This is a genomic window from Pseudomonas sp. 50_B, assembly GCF_017491625.1.
Taxonomy (GTDB): Bacteria; Pseudomonadota; Gammaproteobacteria; order Pseudomonadales; family Pseudomonadaceae; genus Aquipseudomonas; species Aquipseudomonas danubii.
On sequence record NZ_JAFGYX010000017.1, the window covers coordinates 105,890 to 121,196 of the forward strand.

Sequence of the window (15,307 nt, forward strand, 5' to 3'; positions counted from 1 at the left end):
CCGGATCAGCGCCTCAACCCTTCAAACATCCTCCAGCGCTACAACCAGTAACTCACCGCGTACCAGCCCAGCAGGCCCATCACCACGGTGTAGGGCAGGGCCATCCACACCATCCGTCCGTAGGACAGGCGCACCAGCGGCGCAATCGCCGAGGTCAGCAGAAACAGGAAGGCGGCCTGGCCATTGGGCGTGGCGACGCTGGGCAGGTTGGTGCCGGTGTTGATGGCGATCGCCAGGGTCTCGAAGTGTTCGCGACTCATCTGCCCGGAGACAAAGGCCTGTTTCACCTCGGTGATGTAGATGGTGGCGACGAACACGTTGTCGCTGATGGCCGACAGCAGGCCATTGGCAATGAACAGCATGCCTGGCTGCTGGTCCGCCGGTAGTGCCAGCACCCACTGGATCAGCGGCACGAACAGCTGTTGCTGGTGAATCACCGCCACCACGGCAAAAAACACCACCAGCAGGGCGGTGAAGGGCATGGCGTCCTTGAAGGCGTTGCCCAGGCGGTGCTCGTCGGTAATCCCGGTGAAGGCGGTGATCAGCACAATCACCAGCAGGCCGATCAGCCCGACTTCCGCGACGTGCAGGGCCAGGCCGACAATCAGGATCAGCGCCGCCAGCCCCTGGACCAGCAACGCCGCCCGCTGCCGCGCGGTGCGCTGGGCGTCGTCTTCGGCCGCGTAGTTGGCCAGCACCTTGCGCACGTTATCCGGCAGCAGCGTGCCGTAGCCGAACCAGCGCAGTTTTTCCAGGAGTACGCAGGTCACCAGTCCGGCGGCCAGCACCGGCAGTGAAACCGGCGCCACCTTGAGGAAGAACTCGGCGAAGTGCCAGCCCATCTCATGGCCGATCAACAGGTTCTGTGGTTCGCCCACCAGGGTGCATACGCCTCCCAGCGCCGTGCCCACGGCGCCGTGCATCAACAGGCTGCGTAGAAAGGCGCGGAACTGCTCCAGGTCGTCGTGGTGCAGGGTTGGCAGATGCTGATCGTCGCCATAGCCGCTGTCCTGGCGCGGGTCATTGCCGGAGGCCACCCGGTGGTACACCGAGTAGAAGCCCACCGCGGCGCTGATGATCACCGCGGTCACGGTCAGGGCGTCGAGAAAGGCCGAGAGGAAGGCCGACAGAAAGCAGAACAGCAGCCCCAAAAGCGCCTTGGAGCGCACCCCCAGCAGCAGCCGGGAGAACAGGAACAGCAGCAGTTCTTTCATGAAGTAGATGCCGGCCACCATGAACATCAGCAGCAGGATCACCGGGAAATTGTGCACCAGTTCGTCGTACAGCGCCTGGGGCGTGGCCATGCCCAGCAATAGCGCTTGCACCAACAGCAGACCACCGGGCATCAAGGGGTAGCACTTGAGGGCCATGGCCAGGGTGAAGATGAACTCGATCACCAGGCACCAGCCCGCTGCGGCCGGACTGACCGCGAAGAACAGCAGCGGATTGAGCAGCAGGAACGCGACAATGCTTGCCTTGTACCAGCGGGGTGAGTGGCCGAGAAAATTGTGCGCGAACGCCTGGGCCATTGAGCCGGACATGGGCTGCTCCTAATAGTGAGAAGCGCGCAACTTGCCGCAAGCCGGATTGAGAATCAAGAACCCATGAAATCTTTTGCCACAATCTGCCCGAGCCAAGCATCCGCACAAGCGCTGGCACACTCTTGCAGGAGCCAACTGGCTGGCGAAGGCGGCCTCAGGGGCAATGCCATCGTGAGGGCCATTCGCCGGCAAGCCGGCTCCTACGCTCAGGGGGTGCGTTTGGCAACCAGGGTCAGGATGTCGTAGCTGGCCACCAGCTCACCCAGTTGATTGGTCACTTCCACGTCCCAGGCCACCACCCCCTGCGGCGTGCCCTGAGGGCTCTGTTTACCCTGGTCGATCTTGCGCTTGCAGGTCAGCCGCGCTTGCAGGGTGTCGCCAATGCCCACCGGGCTGATGAAGCGCAGGCTGTCCAGGCCATAGTTGGCCAGCACCGGGCCCGGTGCCGGGGACACGAACAGCCCGGCCGCCGCCGAGAGCACGAAGTAGCCGTGGGCAATACGCTTGCCGAATTGGGAATCCTTGGCGGCGATCTCGTCGAAGTGCATATAGAAGTGGTCCCCCGACAGGCAGCCGAAGTTCACCAGATCGGCCTCGGTCACGGTGCGGCGGTGGGTCAGCAGGGACTCGCCGATCTGCAGGTCCTGGAAGTGCCGGCGGAACGGGTGGACCTCGGTTTCGATGACCTTGGCGCCGCGCACGTATTCACCGGTCACTGCCGCCAGCATGCTCGGCGAGCCCTGCACAGCGGCTCGCTGCAGGTAGTGCTTGACCGCCCGCAGGCCGCCCAGCTCTTCACCGCCACCGGCGCGACCGGGGCCACCGTGCTTGAGTTGCGGCAATGGCGAGCCGTGGCCGGTGGATTCGCCGGCGCACTCGCGGTCCAGCACCAGCAGGCGGCCATGCCAGCTGGCGGCCCGAGGAATGACCTGGGCGGCGATGCCTGGGTCCTTGGTCACCAGGCTGGCCACCAGGCTGCCCTTGCCGCGAGCGGCCAGGTCCAGAGCCTGGTCCAGATCGTCGTAGGCCATCAAGGTACTGACCGGGCCAAAGGCCTCGATATCGTGAGCACCACCCTGGGCCAGGGGATCACGGGACAGCAGCAGGGTCGGGGCAAAGAACGCGCCCTGGCTGACGTTGTCGCCCCGGGGCTCGAAGCCGTCCCGTGCGCCGAACAACAGGTCGCTGCTGTGCAGCAGGCTTTCCAGGCGCTCGGCCACGTCCCGCTGTTGCGCGTGGGAGGCCAGGGCGCCCATGCGCACGCCTTCCAGCGACGGATCGCCGACCACCACCTTCGACAGGCGCTGGCGCAAGCCCGTGGCCACGGCATCCAGCTGTTTGGCCGGAACGATGGCGCGGCGGATGGCGGTGCATTTCTGTCCGGCCTTGACCGTCATTTCCCGCACCACTTCCTTGATGAACAGCTCGAATTCCGGGTCGTCCGGGGTCACGTCCGGCGCCAGGATCGCGCAGTTCAGCGAATCGGCCTCGGCGTTGAAGGGCACCGAGTGGCGGATCAGGTTGGGGTTGGCCCGCAGCGTGGCGGCGGTGACCGCCGAGCCGGTGAAGGTCACCAGGTCCTGGCCTTGCAGGCGATCGAGCAGATCGCCGGTGCCGCCGATCACCAGTTGCAGGCTGCCTTCGGGCAACAGGCCGGACTCATGCATCAGGCGCACTGCCGCCTCGGTCAGGTAGCTGGTGGCACTGGCCGGTTTGACGATGCAGGGCATGCCGGCGAGAAAGCAGGGGGCGAACTTTTCCAGCATGCCCCAGATGGGAAAGTTGAAGGCGTTGATGTGCACCGCCACGCCGCCACGAGGCACCAGGATATGGGTGCCGGCAAAACTGCCAAGCTTGCTCAGGGTCTGTGCCGGGCCTTCGTGCAGCAGGTTGCCCGAAGGCAGCTCGCGGGCGCCGAGCCCGGCATAGCTGAACAGGGTGCTGTTGCCGCCCTCGATGTCGATCCAGCTGTCGGCCCGGGTCGCGCCGCTGTGGTGGGACAGGGCGTACAGCTGTTCCTTGCGCTCGCCAAGGTATAGCGCCAGGGCCTTGAGGCGCCGGGCGCGCTCCTGGAAATCCAGGGCGAGCAGGGCCCGGGCACCGTTCACGCGCCCATGTTGCAGCGCTTCGGCGAAGTCCAGGGGCTCTTCATGGGTGCGCGCCACTTCATGGCCATCGATGGCGCTGCGCAAGGCCTGGGCCGGGTGCTGGCCGATCCAGCGGCCGCCGATAAAGCTTTGCAGGGTAGGAGACTGTGGCATGGGAGAAAGGCTCCGAAGGGTCAAGTGGGGGGCGGCGCACCGTACCGGGCGCCGGGAGACAACTCAGTGATGGCTGGCGCCGCCAGCGCCGATGCCGGTCATGGAACGGATGAACTGCGCCAGGTAGCGGCCGCGCTCCAGCTCGGCCCGGGGCGAGCGGTCGCTGACGGACAAGGCCCAAGCGGCAAAGAACGCCAGACTCATGGAGAACAGCGCCGGGTTGGCGTAGGGAAACAGCGCCTGGGGGTGGTGCAGCACATTGACCCAGACCGCCGGGCTGAGGATCAGCAGGACAATCGCCGAGATCAGCCCGGCCAGGCTGCCGCCCACCGCGCCCCGGGTGGTCAGGCCTTTCCAGAACATGGAAAGAAACAGCACCGGGAAATTCACCGACGCGGCAATCGCCAGCACCAGTCCCGAGAGAAAGGCGATGTTCTGCGACTCGAACAACAGCCCCAGCAGCACCGCCAGGACACCGATGCACAGGGTGGCGATCTTCGAGACGCGCATTTCCTGCTGGGTGCTGGCCTGGCCTTGGCGCATCACGCAGGCATACAGGTCATGGGACACCGCCGAGGCGCCGGACAGCGCCAGCCCGGCCACCACCGCAAGGATGGTGGCGAAGGCCACGGCCGAGATGAAACCCAGGAACAGGTTGCCGCCCACCGCCTGGGCCAGGTGCACCGCGATCATGTTGGCGCCGCCGATGATCGCGCCGCTGGCGTCGCGATACTCGGGCTCGGTGCCGACCATGACGATCGCGCCGAAGCCGACCACGATCAGCAACAGATAGAAGTAGCCGATGAAACCTGTGGCATAGAGCACGCTCTTGCGCGCTTCCCGGGCGTCGCTGACGGTGAAGAAGCGCATGAGGATATGGGGCAGCCCGGCGGTGCCGAACATCATCCCCAGGCCCAGGGAAATGGCGTCGATGGGGTTCGACAGCAGCCCGCCGGGGGCCATGATCGCGCTGCCCTTGGCGTGCACCTCGCTGGCGCGGGCGAACAGCGCCTCGCTGCTGAAACCGAAGTGCTTGAGCACCATGAAGGCCATGAAGCTGGTGCCCGAGAGCAGCATCACCGCCTTGATGATCTGCACCCAGGTGGTGGCCAGCATGCCGCCGAAGGTCACGTAGCAGACCATCAGCAGGCCCACCAGCATCACCGCGTGGAGGTAGCTGAGGCCGAACAGCAGTTCGATCAGCTTGCCGGCGCCGACCATCTGCGCCACCAGGTACATCAGGGCCACGGTCAGGGTGCCGAACGCCGAGGTCAGGCGCACCGGCGTCTGGGCCAGGCGATAGGAAACCACGTCGGCGAAGGTGTAGGTGCCCAGGTTGCGCAGGCGTTCGGCGATCAGGAACAGGATGATCGGCCAGCCGGCCAGCACCCCGAGGGCGTACAGCAGGCCGTCGTAGCCGTTGAGGAACATCATGGCCGAGATGCCGAGGAAGGACGCGGCGGAGATCATGTCACCGGCAATCGCCAGGCCGTTCTGCAGGCCGCTCATGCCGCCGCCGGCGGTGTAGAAGTCCTTGGCCGAGCGGGTGCGCAGGGCGGCCCAGCGGGTGATGCCCAGGGTCAGCAGGACGAACACCAGGAACATGCCGATGGCGTTCCAGTTCAGCGGGCGGGCGCTGTCGTCGGCGGCCAGGGCCAGGTCCCAGGCCAGCAAGCAGGGCAGCAGGATGACTCCTGCACCGCGCTTCATGACCGGTACTCGCGCTTGAGTTTGTCGTTCAGCGGGTCCAGCAGCCGGTTGCTGCGATACACATAAAGACCGGTGAGGGCAAAGGCCAGGAGAATCATCGCCACGCCCACCGGCATGCCGACGCTGGTGGCCCCGCCGGACAGCGAGCGGCCCAGCAGGCCGGGATTGAAGGCCACCAGCAAAACGAAGCCGTAGTAGGCCAGGAGCATGACCAGGGTCAGGGACCAGTAGAGTCGCTGCTTGCGCCGGACCAGCTGGATAAAGTCCGGGTGGCGGGTGATGCGGTCTATTTCTTGCGGGCTCATGGGCGGGTTCTCTCTTGTTGTTGTTCTGGGGCACGCATACCGACGCTGGGTTCAGGGCTGGTCGAAGTCCAGGACCACCTTGTCGCTGAGGGGATAGGACTGGCAGGACAACACATAACCGGCCGCCACTTCGTAGTCTTCCAGGGCGTGGTTGCTGTCCATTTCCACCTCGCCTTCGATGACCTTGCACTTGCAGGTGGAGCAGACCCCGGCCTTGCACGAATAGGGCAGTTCGGCGCCCTGGGCGTTGCCGGCATCCAGCAGGCTCTGGCTGTTGCGCGGCAGGTCAAAGGCCAGGGCCCGACCGTCGCTGATCACGGTGATCCGGCTGACCTGCGGGTCCTGGGCGCGGGCGGCTTCCCGGGCCTGGCGCTTCTGCCCGTCGCCGGCGGCATGGAACAGCTCGAAGTGGATGCGCTCGGCCTTCATGCCGGCGGCCTTGAGGCTGTCGCGCACGGTTTCGGTCATGGCCTGGGGGCCGCAGATGAAGGCCGCGTCCAGTTGCCTGACATCGAGCCAGCGGGAAAACAGTTGCCGGCATTTGTCCTGGTTGATGCGGCCGTTGTAGAGGTCGATGTCCTGCTGTTCGCGACTGAACACGAACACCAGGTTCAGGCGCTGCAGATAGCGGTTCTTCAAGTCCTCCAGCTGTTCGCGAAACAGCGCCGAGGCGCTGGAGCGGTTGCCGTAGAGCAGGGTGATGCGACTCAGCGGCTCGCCTTCCAGGGTGCTCTTGATGATCGACAGGATCGGCGTGATGCCGCTGCCTGCGGCCACCGCCAGGTAGTGGCCGTGACGCGCCGGATCAAGCTCGACATGGAAACGGCCGGCCGGAGGCATGACCTCCAGCGACTGCCCGGGCTTGAGCCGGTCGTTGGCGAAGGCCGAAAAGCGCCCGCCGCTGACGCGTTTCACCGCGATGCGCAGCTCGTCGTCATTCACCCCGCTGCAGATGGAGTAGGAGCGCCGGACTTCCTCGCCCTCCAGTTCGGTGCGCAGCACCAGATGCTGGCCCTGGGTGAAGTGGAACTGCCCTTGCAGGTGCCGGGGAATCTCGAAGGCGATGGACACCGCATCGCGGGTCTCGCTGCGTACATCCTTGATGGTCAAGCGGTGGAACTGGCTCATGGTGATTCTCCTCTGAGGCGCGGGCGGCTCAGATGCACTTGAAATAGTCGAAGGGTTCCAGGCAGTCGCGGCAGCGGTACAGGGCCTTGCAGGCGGTGGAGCCGAACTCGCTGAGGCGCTCGCTGTGGGCACTGCCGCATTGCGGGCAGTGCACCTGGGGCGCGTCCCCCAGCAGGCTGCGCTTGCTGCTGCCCGAGGGCGGCGCGATGCCGTAGGCCCGCAGGCGCTGGCGACCGCGCTCGGTGATCCAGTCGGTGGTCCAGGCCGGAGTCAGTTGGCGCACCAGGCGCGGAGCCTTGAAGCCGGCCTGTTCCAGGGCCTGGCGAATGTCGTTCTCGATCACCTCGGTGGCCGGGCAGCCGGAGTAGGTGGGGGTCAGCGCCACCTGCAGATGGCCGGCCTGCCAGTCCAGGTCGCGGACGATGCCCAGGTCGAGCACGCTGACCACCGGCACTTCCGGGTCCATGACCTGATCCAGGGTGCTCCAGGCCAGGTCCAGGTCGCCCTGTTGCAGGCTCCGCGCGCCCTGGTCGCTGCCGATCAGTTCACCAGACCGCATCGGGGTAGGCCCTCGGCAGGAATTGCATCTCGGCCAGCAGTGGGCCCAGGTGCTCGGTGTGCAGGCCCCGGCGTGCATCCAGGTAGAAATGGCTCGGCGCCTCGGGCACGGGCAGGGTGGCCCGGGCGAAGTGGGTTTCGACGGTGGCGCGCCAGGCCTCGGCCACCTGGACCGGATCGGCCCACAGGCCGGCCCGGTGCAGCTCGATTTCCGTGGCGTGGTGCTCGACCAGCTCGCCGGTGAAGCGCCACAGCCGGGGGATCGCCTGCAGCATGCGCTGGTGGCTTTCCTCGGTGCCGTCGCCCAGGCGCTCGACCCATTCGCTGGAACGCCGCAGGTGGTAGGTGACTTCCTTGAGGGCCTTGGCGGCGATGCCGGCCATCCGCTCGTCCGCCGACTGGCTCAGGCCCTTGAGGGTTTCCAGGTGCCAGGCGTCGTAGAAGAACTGCTTGAGCAGGGTCACCGCGAAATCGCCATTGGGCTGCTCCACCAGCAACAGGTTGCGGTAGGCCCGCTCGTCACGACGGAAGGCCAGGTGATCGGCGTCGCGGCCATCGGCCAGCCGTTCGGCGGCATAGTCCAGCCAGTTGCGGGCCTGGCCCACCAGATCGAGGCCGACGTTCATCAGCGCCAGTTCTTCTTCCAGGGCCGGCGCCCGGCCGCACCATTCGCACAGGCGCTGGCCCTGGATCAGGGCGCTGTCGCCCAGGCGCAGCAGGTGGTTGATCAGATCGTTTGCAGGGTTCATGGCCGGCCTCACATGTGTCCGACTTCAGGGGGCAGCTGGTAGAAGCTGGCGTGGCGGTAGACCTTGTCGTCGGCCGGATCGAACAGCGGGTCCTTGTCATCCGGGGAGGAGGCAACGATCTGCGCCGAGGGCACCACCCACAGGCTCACGCCTTCGCTGCGCCGGGTGTACAGGTCCCGGGCGTTGGTCATGGCCATGGCGGCGTCGGCGGCGTGCACGCTGCCCACATGTTTGTGATTGAGGCCGTGCTTGCTGCGCACGAAGACTTCGTAAAGGGTCCATTCAGACATGGGATTGACTCCGGATCAGGCAGGCGCGCTCAGGCGGCGTTCTTGTTGGCTTTCTTCTGGGCGTGGGCCACGGCGGCGGCCCGCACCCAGGCGCCGTCGTCGATGGCCCGGCGGCGGGTTTCCAGGCGCTCCTGGTTGCATGGGCCATTGCCCTTGAGCACCTCGTAGAATTCCTGCCACTGGATTTCGCCGAAGTCGTAGTGGCCGCGTTCGGCGTTCCACTTCAGCTCCGGGTCGGGGCAGGTGCAGCCCAGCAATTCCAGTTGCGGGATGGTCTGGTCGATGAAGCGCTGGCGCAGTTCGTCGTTGCTCTGGCGCTTGATTTTCCAGGCCATGGACTGGGCGCTGTTGGGGGAGTGTTCGTCGCTGGGGCCGAACATCATCAGTGCCGGCCACCACAGGCGGTTGATGGCGTCCTGGACCATCTCCCTCTGCGCCTGGTTGCCCTCGCGCATCATGGTCAGGAGGATTTCGTAGCCCTGGCGCTGGTGGAAGCTCTCTTCCTTGCAGATGCGCACCATGGCCCGGGCGTAGGGGCCGTAGGAGGTGCGCTGCAGCACCACCTGGTTGACGATGGCGGCACCGTCCACCAGCCAGCCCACCGCGCCCATGTCGGCCCAGTTCAGGGTCGGGTAGTTGAAGATGCTCGAATACTTGGCCCGGCCGCTGTGGAGCTTGGCGATTTCCTCGTCGCGGTCGGCGCCCAGGGTTTCCATGGCGCTGTACAGGTACAGGCCGTGACCGGCTTCGTCCTGGATCTTGGCCATCAGTTGCAGCTTGCGCTTGAGGGTCGGGGCGCGGGTGACCCAGTTGCCTTCGGGCAACATGCCGACGATTTCCGAGTGGGCGTGCTGGGAGATCTGCCGGATCAGCGTCTGGCGGTAGGCATCGGGCATCCAGTTCTTGGCCTCGATCTTGATTTCCCCGTCGATTTTTTCCTGGAAGGTGCGCTCCTGCTCGGACATTTCTGCCAGCGGCTTGATGCGCTTGATCCCCGTCTCTACCAGCTGTGCGTACATGAGTGTCTCCCGGGTTGCAGGTGTGGGTGAGGCTGTGAATGTTTATATGTGATACATAAATAAATATCAAACACAAAATAGCGTGTCATGTTTGTTTCTGTATCGCTTTGCCTCACAACTTGAATGGCAGGCGAAAAAAAGCCCCGTCATGACGGGGCTCCAATGCTTGCGGCAACGCTACTTGCGGCGATCGACCACGCGGCAGGCCTTGCCTTCCGAACGCTTGATGCTGAAGGGGGGCTGTAAAACGATACGCGAGCTGATGCCGATATGGGTCTTTATGTGGCGACTGAGCTCGCTGCAGATGGCCCTTTGCTGTTCATCCCCCAGTTGCTGATGCTCGCTCTTGAGCTCGACGTGAATGTCGACGCTGTCGAGGTTGCCGTGGCGATACAGATGGATCTCGTAACAGGGGGCCAGGTGCACGGCTTTGAGCACTTGCTCCTCCACCTGGGTGGGAAACACATTGACCCCGCGAATGATCAGCATGTCGTCGCTGCGCCCGGTGATCTTGTCGATGCGCCGCATGGGTCGCGCCGTCCCCGGCAGCAGGCGGGTCAGATCGCGGGTGCGGTAACGGATCATCGGCAGTGCCTCCTTGCTCAGGGAGGTGAGCACCAGCTCGCCCATTTCGCCATCGGGCAGCACCTGAGCGGTCAGCGGGTCGATGATTTCGGGGTAGAAATGATCCTCCCAGAGGGTCGGGCCGTCGCGGGTCTCGGCGCATTCCATGGCCACTCCCGGACCGATGATCTCCGACAGCCCGTAGATATCCAGGGCGCGGATGCCCAGGCGCTGCTCGATGGCGCTGCGCAGTTCGTCGGTCCAGGGTTCGGCGCCGAAGATTCCCAGGCGCAGGGCCAGCTTGTGGGGATCGAGGCCCTGGCGTTCGATCTCGTCGGCGATATTGAGCATGTAGGACGGCGTGACCATGATGATGTCCGGCTGGAAATCCTTGATCAGTTGCACCTGCTTCTCGGTCTGGCCGCCGGACATGGGAATCACGGTGCACCCCAGGCGTTCGGCACCGTAGTGTGCCCCCAGGCCGCCGGTGAACAGGCCGTAGCCATAGGAGACATGCACCTTGTCGCCGGGCCGGCCGCCGGCCGCGCGGATCGACCGGGCCACCACCTGGGCCCAGGTGTCGATGTCGTTGCGGGTATAGCCCACTACCGTGGGCTTGCCGGTGGTGCCGCTGGAGGCATGCAGGCGCACCACCTCCTGCATGGGCACCGCGAACATGCCGTAGGGGTAGTTGTCCCGCAGGTCGGACTTGGTGGTGAAGGGCAGTTGGGCAAGGTCCTCCAGGCGCTGGATGTCCTGGGGGTGCACGCCCAGGGCGTCGAAGCGCTGGCGATACAGGGGGACGTTGGCGTAGGCGTGGTTCAGGCTCCAGCGCAGGCGCTCCAGCTGATGCTGGCGCAAGTGGTCGATGCTGGCGGTTTCCATCGGGTCCAGCGGCGCTTCGGGCACGGTTCTGGCTATCGGCATGTTCATGGTGTCACTCGTATTGTTGTTGTCGTTCAACCCGTCACTGCGGGTTCTGAGTGCATGACCCGCAAGAGGCACGAAGGGCTTGCGGGGAGTTCTGCAGGCGCGGGCTGGCGCCTCTGGAGGATCAGGGTGGTGCCCACGCCCCGGCACCCACTGCGGCAGTTTCTGCGGTACGACGCAGCGGGGCCATGTCAGCGCCCCTTGAACACAGGAGGGCGCTTGTCCATGAAGGCACTGACACCTTCTCGATAGTCTTCGCTGCGTCCCGCCAGGCGTTGCAGGTCGCGCTCCAGCTCCAGTTGCTGGTCGAAGCTGTTGTGCAGGCTGGCATTCAGGCTGCGCTTGATCAGCGCCAGGCCATAGGTGGGTTGAGTCGCCAGGTGTCGGGCCAGGCTCAGGGCTTCATCGCGCAGCAAGGCGTCGTCCACGCACTGGTAGATCAGTCCCCATTGCTCGGCCTGTTCGGCGCTCAGACGGTTGCCGAGCAGGGCCAGGGCCTTGGCCCGGGCCATGCCCACCAGCCGTGGCAGCAGCCAGGTGCCGCCGGAATCGGGAATCAGCCCGAGTTTGCAGAAGGCCTGGATAAAGCTCGCGGAGCGCGCCGCCAGCACCAGGTCGCAGGCCAGGGGCAGGTTGGCGCCAGCGCCGGCGGCCACGCCATTGACCGCACAGATCACCGGCAATGGCAGGTCGCGCAGCTCACGCACCAGCGGGTTGTAGAACTGTTCGATGGATTCCCCCAGGTCAGGCGCTGCATCGCCGGGGGCGACGTCGCGCTCGCCAAGGTCCTGCCCCGCGCAGAAGCCGCGGCCTTCGCCGGTCAGGAGCAGGACCCGCACCTCGGGGTTGTTGCGCACGTGCTTGAGGGCCGCCTGCACCTCGCCATGCATCTGTGGGTTGAAACTGTTGAGCTGTTCGGGACGGTTGAGGCTGAGGAGGGCGACGCCCTCGCTGATGGAGAACAGGATGGTGGCAAAGTTCAGGGTCGGGTGTTGAGGCATGGTGGATGTCCTCGGAGTGATACGGCCGGTTGCCGGCTCGATTGTCGGGTCGGCCCGGGAGCCGGTTTTCGCCGAGTATATCGCCAATGCGATACATAAAATCAAGGTTAATGGATTGTTAATGTGTCCTATCTTTCGGCTTCAGCTGTGTTCTGTTCGGGGCGGCAGGTCGACGGAATGCTGACTTGGGCCGGCAATTGAGGCCGTATCCTTTATGCTTTGCGGGTTGTGGCGCCTGTGGCGAGCCAGGCCTGTGTCTTGGAGAACGGTTGTGTACCGAGAATAACCTGATACAAAATGCCGTCCGCGTTGTATCGGTATCCTGGATTGGGTGGCGTCGCGCATTCTCGGCGTTGTATTCGCGGGCAAGTGCAGCGCCCCCCAGCCGCTCCAACAACAGCAGTTTCTGCTGATCAGAGAGGGAAGCAGCATGACGTGCTACAGCCTTGATGGCTTGATTCCGGTGGTCGATCCCAGTGCCTATGTGCACCCTTCGGCGGTGCTGATCGGCGATGTGATAGTCGGCCCCCGTTGCTATGTCGGCCCCCTGGCCAGCCTGCGGGGGGATTTTGGCCGGATTGTCCTCGAAGAGGGGGCCAATCTGCAGGACACCTGTGTGATGCATGGTTTCCCCGATAGCGACACGGTGGTGGAGCGCAATGGCCATGTCGGCCATGGCGCAGTGTTGCACGGTTGCCGGATTGGCGCCGACGCGCTGGTGGGCATGAATGCGGTGGTGATGGACAACGCCTTCATTGCGCCGCGTTCCTTCGTTTCGGCGGCGGCGCTGGTCAAGGCCGGTTTCGAATGCGCGCCGCAATCGCTGGTGATGGGCGCGCCGGCGCGGGTCACGCGTCAGTTGAGCGACGAGGAAGTGGCCTGGAAGCTGGCCGGCACTCGGGAGTACCAGCACTTGACCCGTCGCTGCCTGGAGCAGATGCAAGTCTGTGAGCCGCTGTCTGGGGTCGAGGATGATCGGCCGCGAATCGCCGACGGTGGCTTTCGTCCCAAGGCCGGCCAATGAACACCCCGGGCCGCTGCGACGGCCTGAAACCGGCTATATTCCTTCCTTTTTTTCCGGTACGCCCATGTCGTCCCTAGCGCCACTGAACCACCTGATCAAACGCTTTCAGGAGCAGACCCCGATCCGCGCCAGTTCGCTGATCATCACCCTGTACGGCGATGCCATCGAACCCCATGGCGGCACCGTCTGGCTGGGCAGCCTGATTCAACTGCTGGAGCCCATGGGGATCAACGAGCGGCTGATCCGCACTTCGATCTTCCGCCTGAGCAAGGAGGGGTGGCTGACTGCCGAAAAGGTCGGGCGCCGCAGTTACTACAGCCTGACCCTGGCCGGTCGCCGGCGATTCGACAAGGCGTTCAAGCGGGTCTATAGCGCCGGTGTGCCGGCCTGGGATGGTTCCTGGAGCCTGGTAATGCTCGGACAATTGCAACCGGAGTTGCGCAAGCAAGTGCGTGAAGAGTTGGAGTGGCAAGGGTTTGCCGCGATGTCGCCGCTGATGCTGGCGTGCCCGCGCAGCGATCGCGCCGATATCAATGCCACCTTGCTGGAGCTTGGTGCCCAGGACGACACCATTGTCTTTGCCACTGCACCCGAGGACGTGCTCGGCTCCAGAGCCCTGCGCCAGCAGGTGCGCGAGAGCTGGAACATTGACGAACTGGCAGCCCATTACAGTGAATTCATCCAACTGTTTCGCCCCCTCTGGCAGGCCCTGCGCGAACAGGAGCAGTTGCAACCATCCGACTGTTTCCTGGCTCGCCTGCTGCTGATTCATGAGTACCGCAAGCTGTTGCTGCGCGACCCGCAGTTGCCGGACGAACTGCTTCCCGGCGATTGGGAGGGTCGTGCAGCGCGCCAGCTGTGTCGCAACATCTATCGCTTGATCCAGGCCAAGGCCGAGGAGTGGCTGGCCACGGCTCTGGAGAGCGCTGATGGCCCGCTACCGGATGTCGGGGAAAGCTTCTATCGGCGCTTCGGTGGGCTGCTCTAGCTTGAATAAGGATTGACCTTGGAATTTGTCTTGTTCTAGGGTCGCCAGAGTCCGCTGGGCAACTAAGGCTGAGTGTTTCAGGCTTGTTGCAGTGAGATGAAGTTCAGGTGATTGGCAGTAGTGAGTGCACGGCCAGAGGGAGTATCCGGTCTTGCAGGGAAAGCAGGCAGATAAAGGAACTATCAATGAGATCGATACGCAAGGTGGCAGTGCAACTATGTTTGGCTGGAGTCTTAGTTGCTTTTGGGAGTCTGGCCGGTGCCTCGCAACTTGTTCCGGCACTGGGGCTGGCCAATGATCAATATGCCAAGTCTCCAGGGCCGTACAAGGTCACTACCAATGCGGTCTTGAGTGACTGTCGCGGTCTGTTGGGTGTATTGGCGAGGATCATGCTGCTGGACAACAGCGTTCAATGTAATTCGTCCTTTCCCTATGGATTTGCCAGTCCGGTTTCCACCAGTGTTTATTATCCGAGCAATATAAGGAATCTGGACAAGTTGCCGGTGGTCAACTTTGTTGGCGGCATCCTTTCCAATCAGGGGCAATACACCGATTTGATGAGGCTGTGGGCGAGTTACGGCTTTATCGTGATCATCTCCTCCGACTTCATCAATACCGCGCCCACCATGCATGTCCTGGGTGCCCTTGAGCTGAGCAAGCTCAACCAGGACCCAACCTCAGCGTTGTTCGGCAAGGTCGATCTGTCTCGCACCATAGTGGCGGGGCACTCCGCTGGCGGCGGGGCGTCGATCCTTTCGTCGAGCCTGCTGCCTGGCACCTTGCAGGACATCGATCCACAGCTGCGCTACATCGGCTCGCTGCCCATCGAACCTGGGCCCATAGGCCTGGGCTCCACCGTCAAGACCCCAACCCTGGTGCTTACCGGGGCCGCGGATGTGGTGGTGCCGGCCTGGGCCTGGCCGCGGCTCTGGCAGGGCGGGTTGATCAAGGCGGTGCCGGGATGGAGTGCCACGGCCCATAACGCCACCCATTTCAGTCCGGTGCGCAGTGTCCGGGAAAACGAGTTCGCCGGTATTACAACCGCCTGGATTTTATATCTCGGCAAGCATGATCCGGGGGCCAAGGAGTACTTTGTCGGTCCGGACTACAAACTCGCGCGGGACCCGCAGTTTATCCGGCTGGCGTTCAATCCGTTGCGGGTTCAACGCAATGAAGTGGCGGACAATCTTCAGTAAGGCGACGGGTCGATATTGTTTCTGGACCTGGCCATTGATGACA

At 64.2% G+C, this 15,307-nt stretch carries 14 protein-coding genes; 3 read left to right on the plus strand and 11 right to left on the minus strand.

Features of this window, described 5'->3' with window-relative positions:
* Positions 1-38 precede the first annotated feature (38 nt).
* The 11 genes from nhaB to paaG all read right to left on the minus strand — a co-directional run bounded on the left by nhaB (position 39) and on the right by paaG (position 12,038).
* On the minus strand, positions 39-1,541 hold the full coding sequence (gene nhaB / locus J5M73_RS22425) for a sodium/proton antiporter NhaB (RefSeq protein WP_102863489.1): 1,503 nt from the start codon (positions 1,539-1,541) through the stop codon (positions 39-41).
* A 206-nt stretch (positions 1,542-1,747) separates the two neighbouring features.
* A complete protein-coding gene (gene paaZ / locus J5M73_RS22430) occupies positions 1,748-3,802 on the minus strand; it encodes a phenylacetic acid degradation bifunctional protein PaaZ (protein WP_207816161.1) in 2,055 nt (684 codons plus the stop codon).
* A gap of 63 nt (positions 3,803-3,865) precedes the next feature.
* Positions 3,866-5,512 (minus strand): cation acetate symporter, encoded by a 1,647-nt coding sequence (locus J5M73_RS22435; protein WP_207816163.1) that lies wholly within the window; start codon positions 5,510-5,512, stop codon positions 3,866-3,868.
* Positions 5,509-5,817, minus strand: coding sequence for a DUF485 domain-containing protein (locus J5M73_RS22440; RefSeq protein ID WP_102863492.1), 309 nt, complete (start codon positions 5,815-5,817; stop codon positions 5,509-5,511). The genes J5M73_RS22435 and J5M73_RS22440 overlap by 4 nt, the downstream gene beginning before the upstream one ends.
* Positions 5,818-5,868: 51 nt before the next feature.
* Positions 5,869-6,945, minus strand: a complete 1,077-nt coding sequence (gene paaE, locus J5M73_RS22445) for a 1,2-phenylacetyl-CoA epoxidase subunit PaaE (protein WP_207816172.1) — start codon at positions 6,943-6,945, stop codon at positions 5,869-5,871.
* A 28-nt stretch (positions 6,946-6,973) separates the two neighbouring features.
* Positions 6,974-7,504: a 1,2-phenylacetyl-CoA epoxidase subunit PaaD gene (gene paaD, locus J5M73_RS22450; RefSeq protein WP_207816173.1), complete on the minus strand. Its 531-nt coding sequence runs from the start codon at positions 7,502-7,504 to the stop codon at positions 6,974-6,976.
* Positions 7,491-8,252, minus strand: a complete 762-nt coding sequence (gene paaC, locus J5M73_RS22455) for a 1,2-phenylacetyl-CoA epoxidase subunit PaaC (protein ID WP_102863495.1) — start codon at positions 8,250-8,252, stop codon at positions 7,491-7,493. The genes paaD and paaC overlap by 14 nt, the downstream gene beginning before the upstream one ends.
* A gap of 8 nt (positions 8,253-8,260) precedes the next feature.
* Positions 8,261-8,542, minus strand: coding sequence for a 1,2-phenylacetyl-CoA epoxidase subunit PaaB (gene paaB / locus J5M73_RS22460; RefSeq protein ID WP_060843646.1), 282 nt, complete (start codon positions 8,540-8,542; stop codon positions 8,261-8,263).
* A gap of 29 nt (positions 8,543-8,571) precedes the next feature.
* Positions 8,572-9,561 carry a 1,2-phenylacetyl-CoA epoxidase subunit PaaA gene (paaA, locus tag J5M73_RS22465; RefSeq protein WP_102863496.1) on the minus strand — a complete coding sequence of 330 codons (990 nt, stop codon included), beginning with the start codon at positions 9,559-9,561 and terminating at the stop codon, positions 8,572-8,574.
* Between the two features lie 177 nt (positions 9,562-9,738).
* Entirely contained in the window at positions 9,739-11,058 is a 1,320-nt protein-coding gene (gene paaK, locus J5M73_RS22470) for a phenylacetate--CoA ligase PaaK (protein ID WP_102879242.1), read from the minus strand.
* Between the two features lie 188 nt (positions 11,059-11,246).
* Positions 11,247-12,038 (minus strand): 2-(1,2-epoxy-1,2-dihydrophenyl)acetyl-CoA isomerase PaaG, encoded by a 792-nt coding sequence (gene paaG / locus J5M73_RS22475; protein WP_102863586.1) that lies wholly within the window; start codon positions 12,036-12,038, stop codon positions 11,247-11,249.
* A gap of 448 nt (positions 12,039-12,486) precedes the next feature.
* Between paaG and paaY the strand changes: the two genes are divergently transcribed.
* The 3 genes from paaY to J5M73_RS22490 all read left to right on the plus strand — a co-directional run bounded on the left by paaY (position 12,487) and on the right by J5M73_RS22490 (position 15,264).
* The gene (gene paaY / locus J5M73_RS22480; protein ID WP_102863498.1) at positions 12,487-13,080 is read left to right on the plus strand and encodes a phenylacetic acid degradation protein PaaY; all 594 of its coding nucleotides are present in this window, start codon (positions 12,487-12,489) and stop codon (positions 13,078-13,080) included.
* A gap of 64 nt (positions 13,081-13,144) precedes the next feature.
* Positions 13,145-14,068, plus strand: coding sequence for a phenylacetic acid degradation operon negative regulatory protein PaaX (paaX, locus tag J5M73_RS22485; RefSeq protein WP_102863499.1), 924 nt, complete (start codon positions 13,145-13,147; stop codon positions 14,066-14,068).
* A 185-nt stretch (positions 14,069-14,253) separates the two neighbouring features.
* Positions 14,254-15,264: an adenylate cyclase gene (locus J5M73_RS22490; protein WP_102863500.1), complete on the plus strand. Its 1,011-nt coding sequence runs from the start codon at positions 14,254-14,256 to the stop codon at positions 15,262-15,264.
* Positions 15,265-15,307 lie beyond the last annotated feature (43 nt).

Coding starts and splice junctions, on each gene's coding strand:
- paaK (WP_102879242.1), bottom strand. CDS start 11,058: ATGAACATGCCGATAGCCAGAACCGTGCCCGAAGCGCCGCTGGACCCG.
- J5M73_RS22440 (WP_102863492.1), bottom strand. CDS start 5,817: ATGAGCCCGCAAGAAATAGACCGCATCACCCGCCACCCGGACTTTATC.
- nhaB (WP_102863489.1), bottom strand. CDS start 1,541: ATGTCCGGCTCAATGGCCCAGGCGTTCGCGCACAATTTTCTCGGCCAC.
- paaZ (WP_207816161.1), bottom strand. CDS start 3,802: ATGCCACAGTCTCCTACCCTGCAAAGCTTTATCGGCGGCCGCTGGATC.
- paaX (WP_102863499.1), top strand. CDS start 13,145: ATGTCGTCCCTAGCGCCACTGAACCACCTGATCAAACGCTTTCAGGAG.
- J5M73_RS22490 (WP_102863500.1), top strand. CDS start 14,254: ATGAGATCGATACGCAAGGTGGCAGTGCAACTATGTTTGGCTGGAGTC.
- paaB (WP_060843646.1), bottom strand. CDS start 8,542: ATGTCTGAATGGACCCTTTACGAAGTCTTCGTGCGCAGCAAGCACGGC.
- paaA (WP_102863496.1), bottom strand. CDS start 9,561: ATGTACGCACAGCTGGTAGAGACGGGGATCAAGCGCATCAAGCCGCTG.
- paaY (WP_102863498.1), top strand. CDS start 12,487: ATGACGTGCTACAGCCTTGATGGCTTGATTCCGGTGGTCGATCCCAGT.
- paaD (WP_207816173.1), bottom strand. CDS start 7,504: ATGCGGTCTGGTGAACTGATCGGCAGCGACCAGGGCGCGCGGAGCCTG.
- paaE (WP_207816172.1), bottom strand. CDS start 6,945: ATGAGCCAGTTCCACCGCTTGACCATCAAGGATGTACGCAGCGAGACC.
- J5M73_RS22435 (WP_207816163.1), bottom strand. CDS start 5,512: ATGAAGCGCGGTGCAGGAGTCATCCTGCTGCCCTGCTTGCTGGCCTGG.
- paaC (WP_102863495.1), bottom strand. CDS start 8,252: ATGAACCCTGCAAACGATCTGATCAACCACCTGCTGCGCCTGGGCGAC.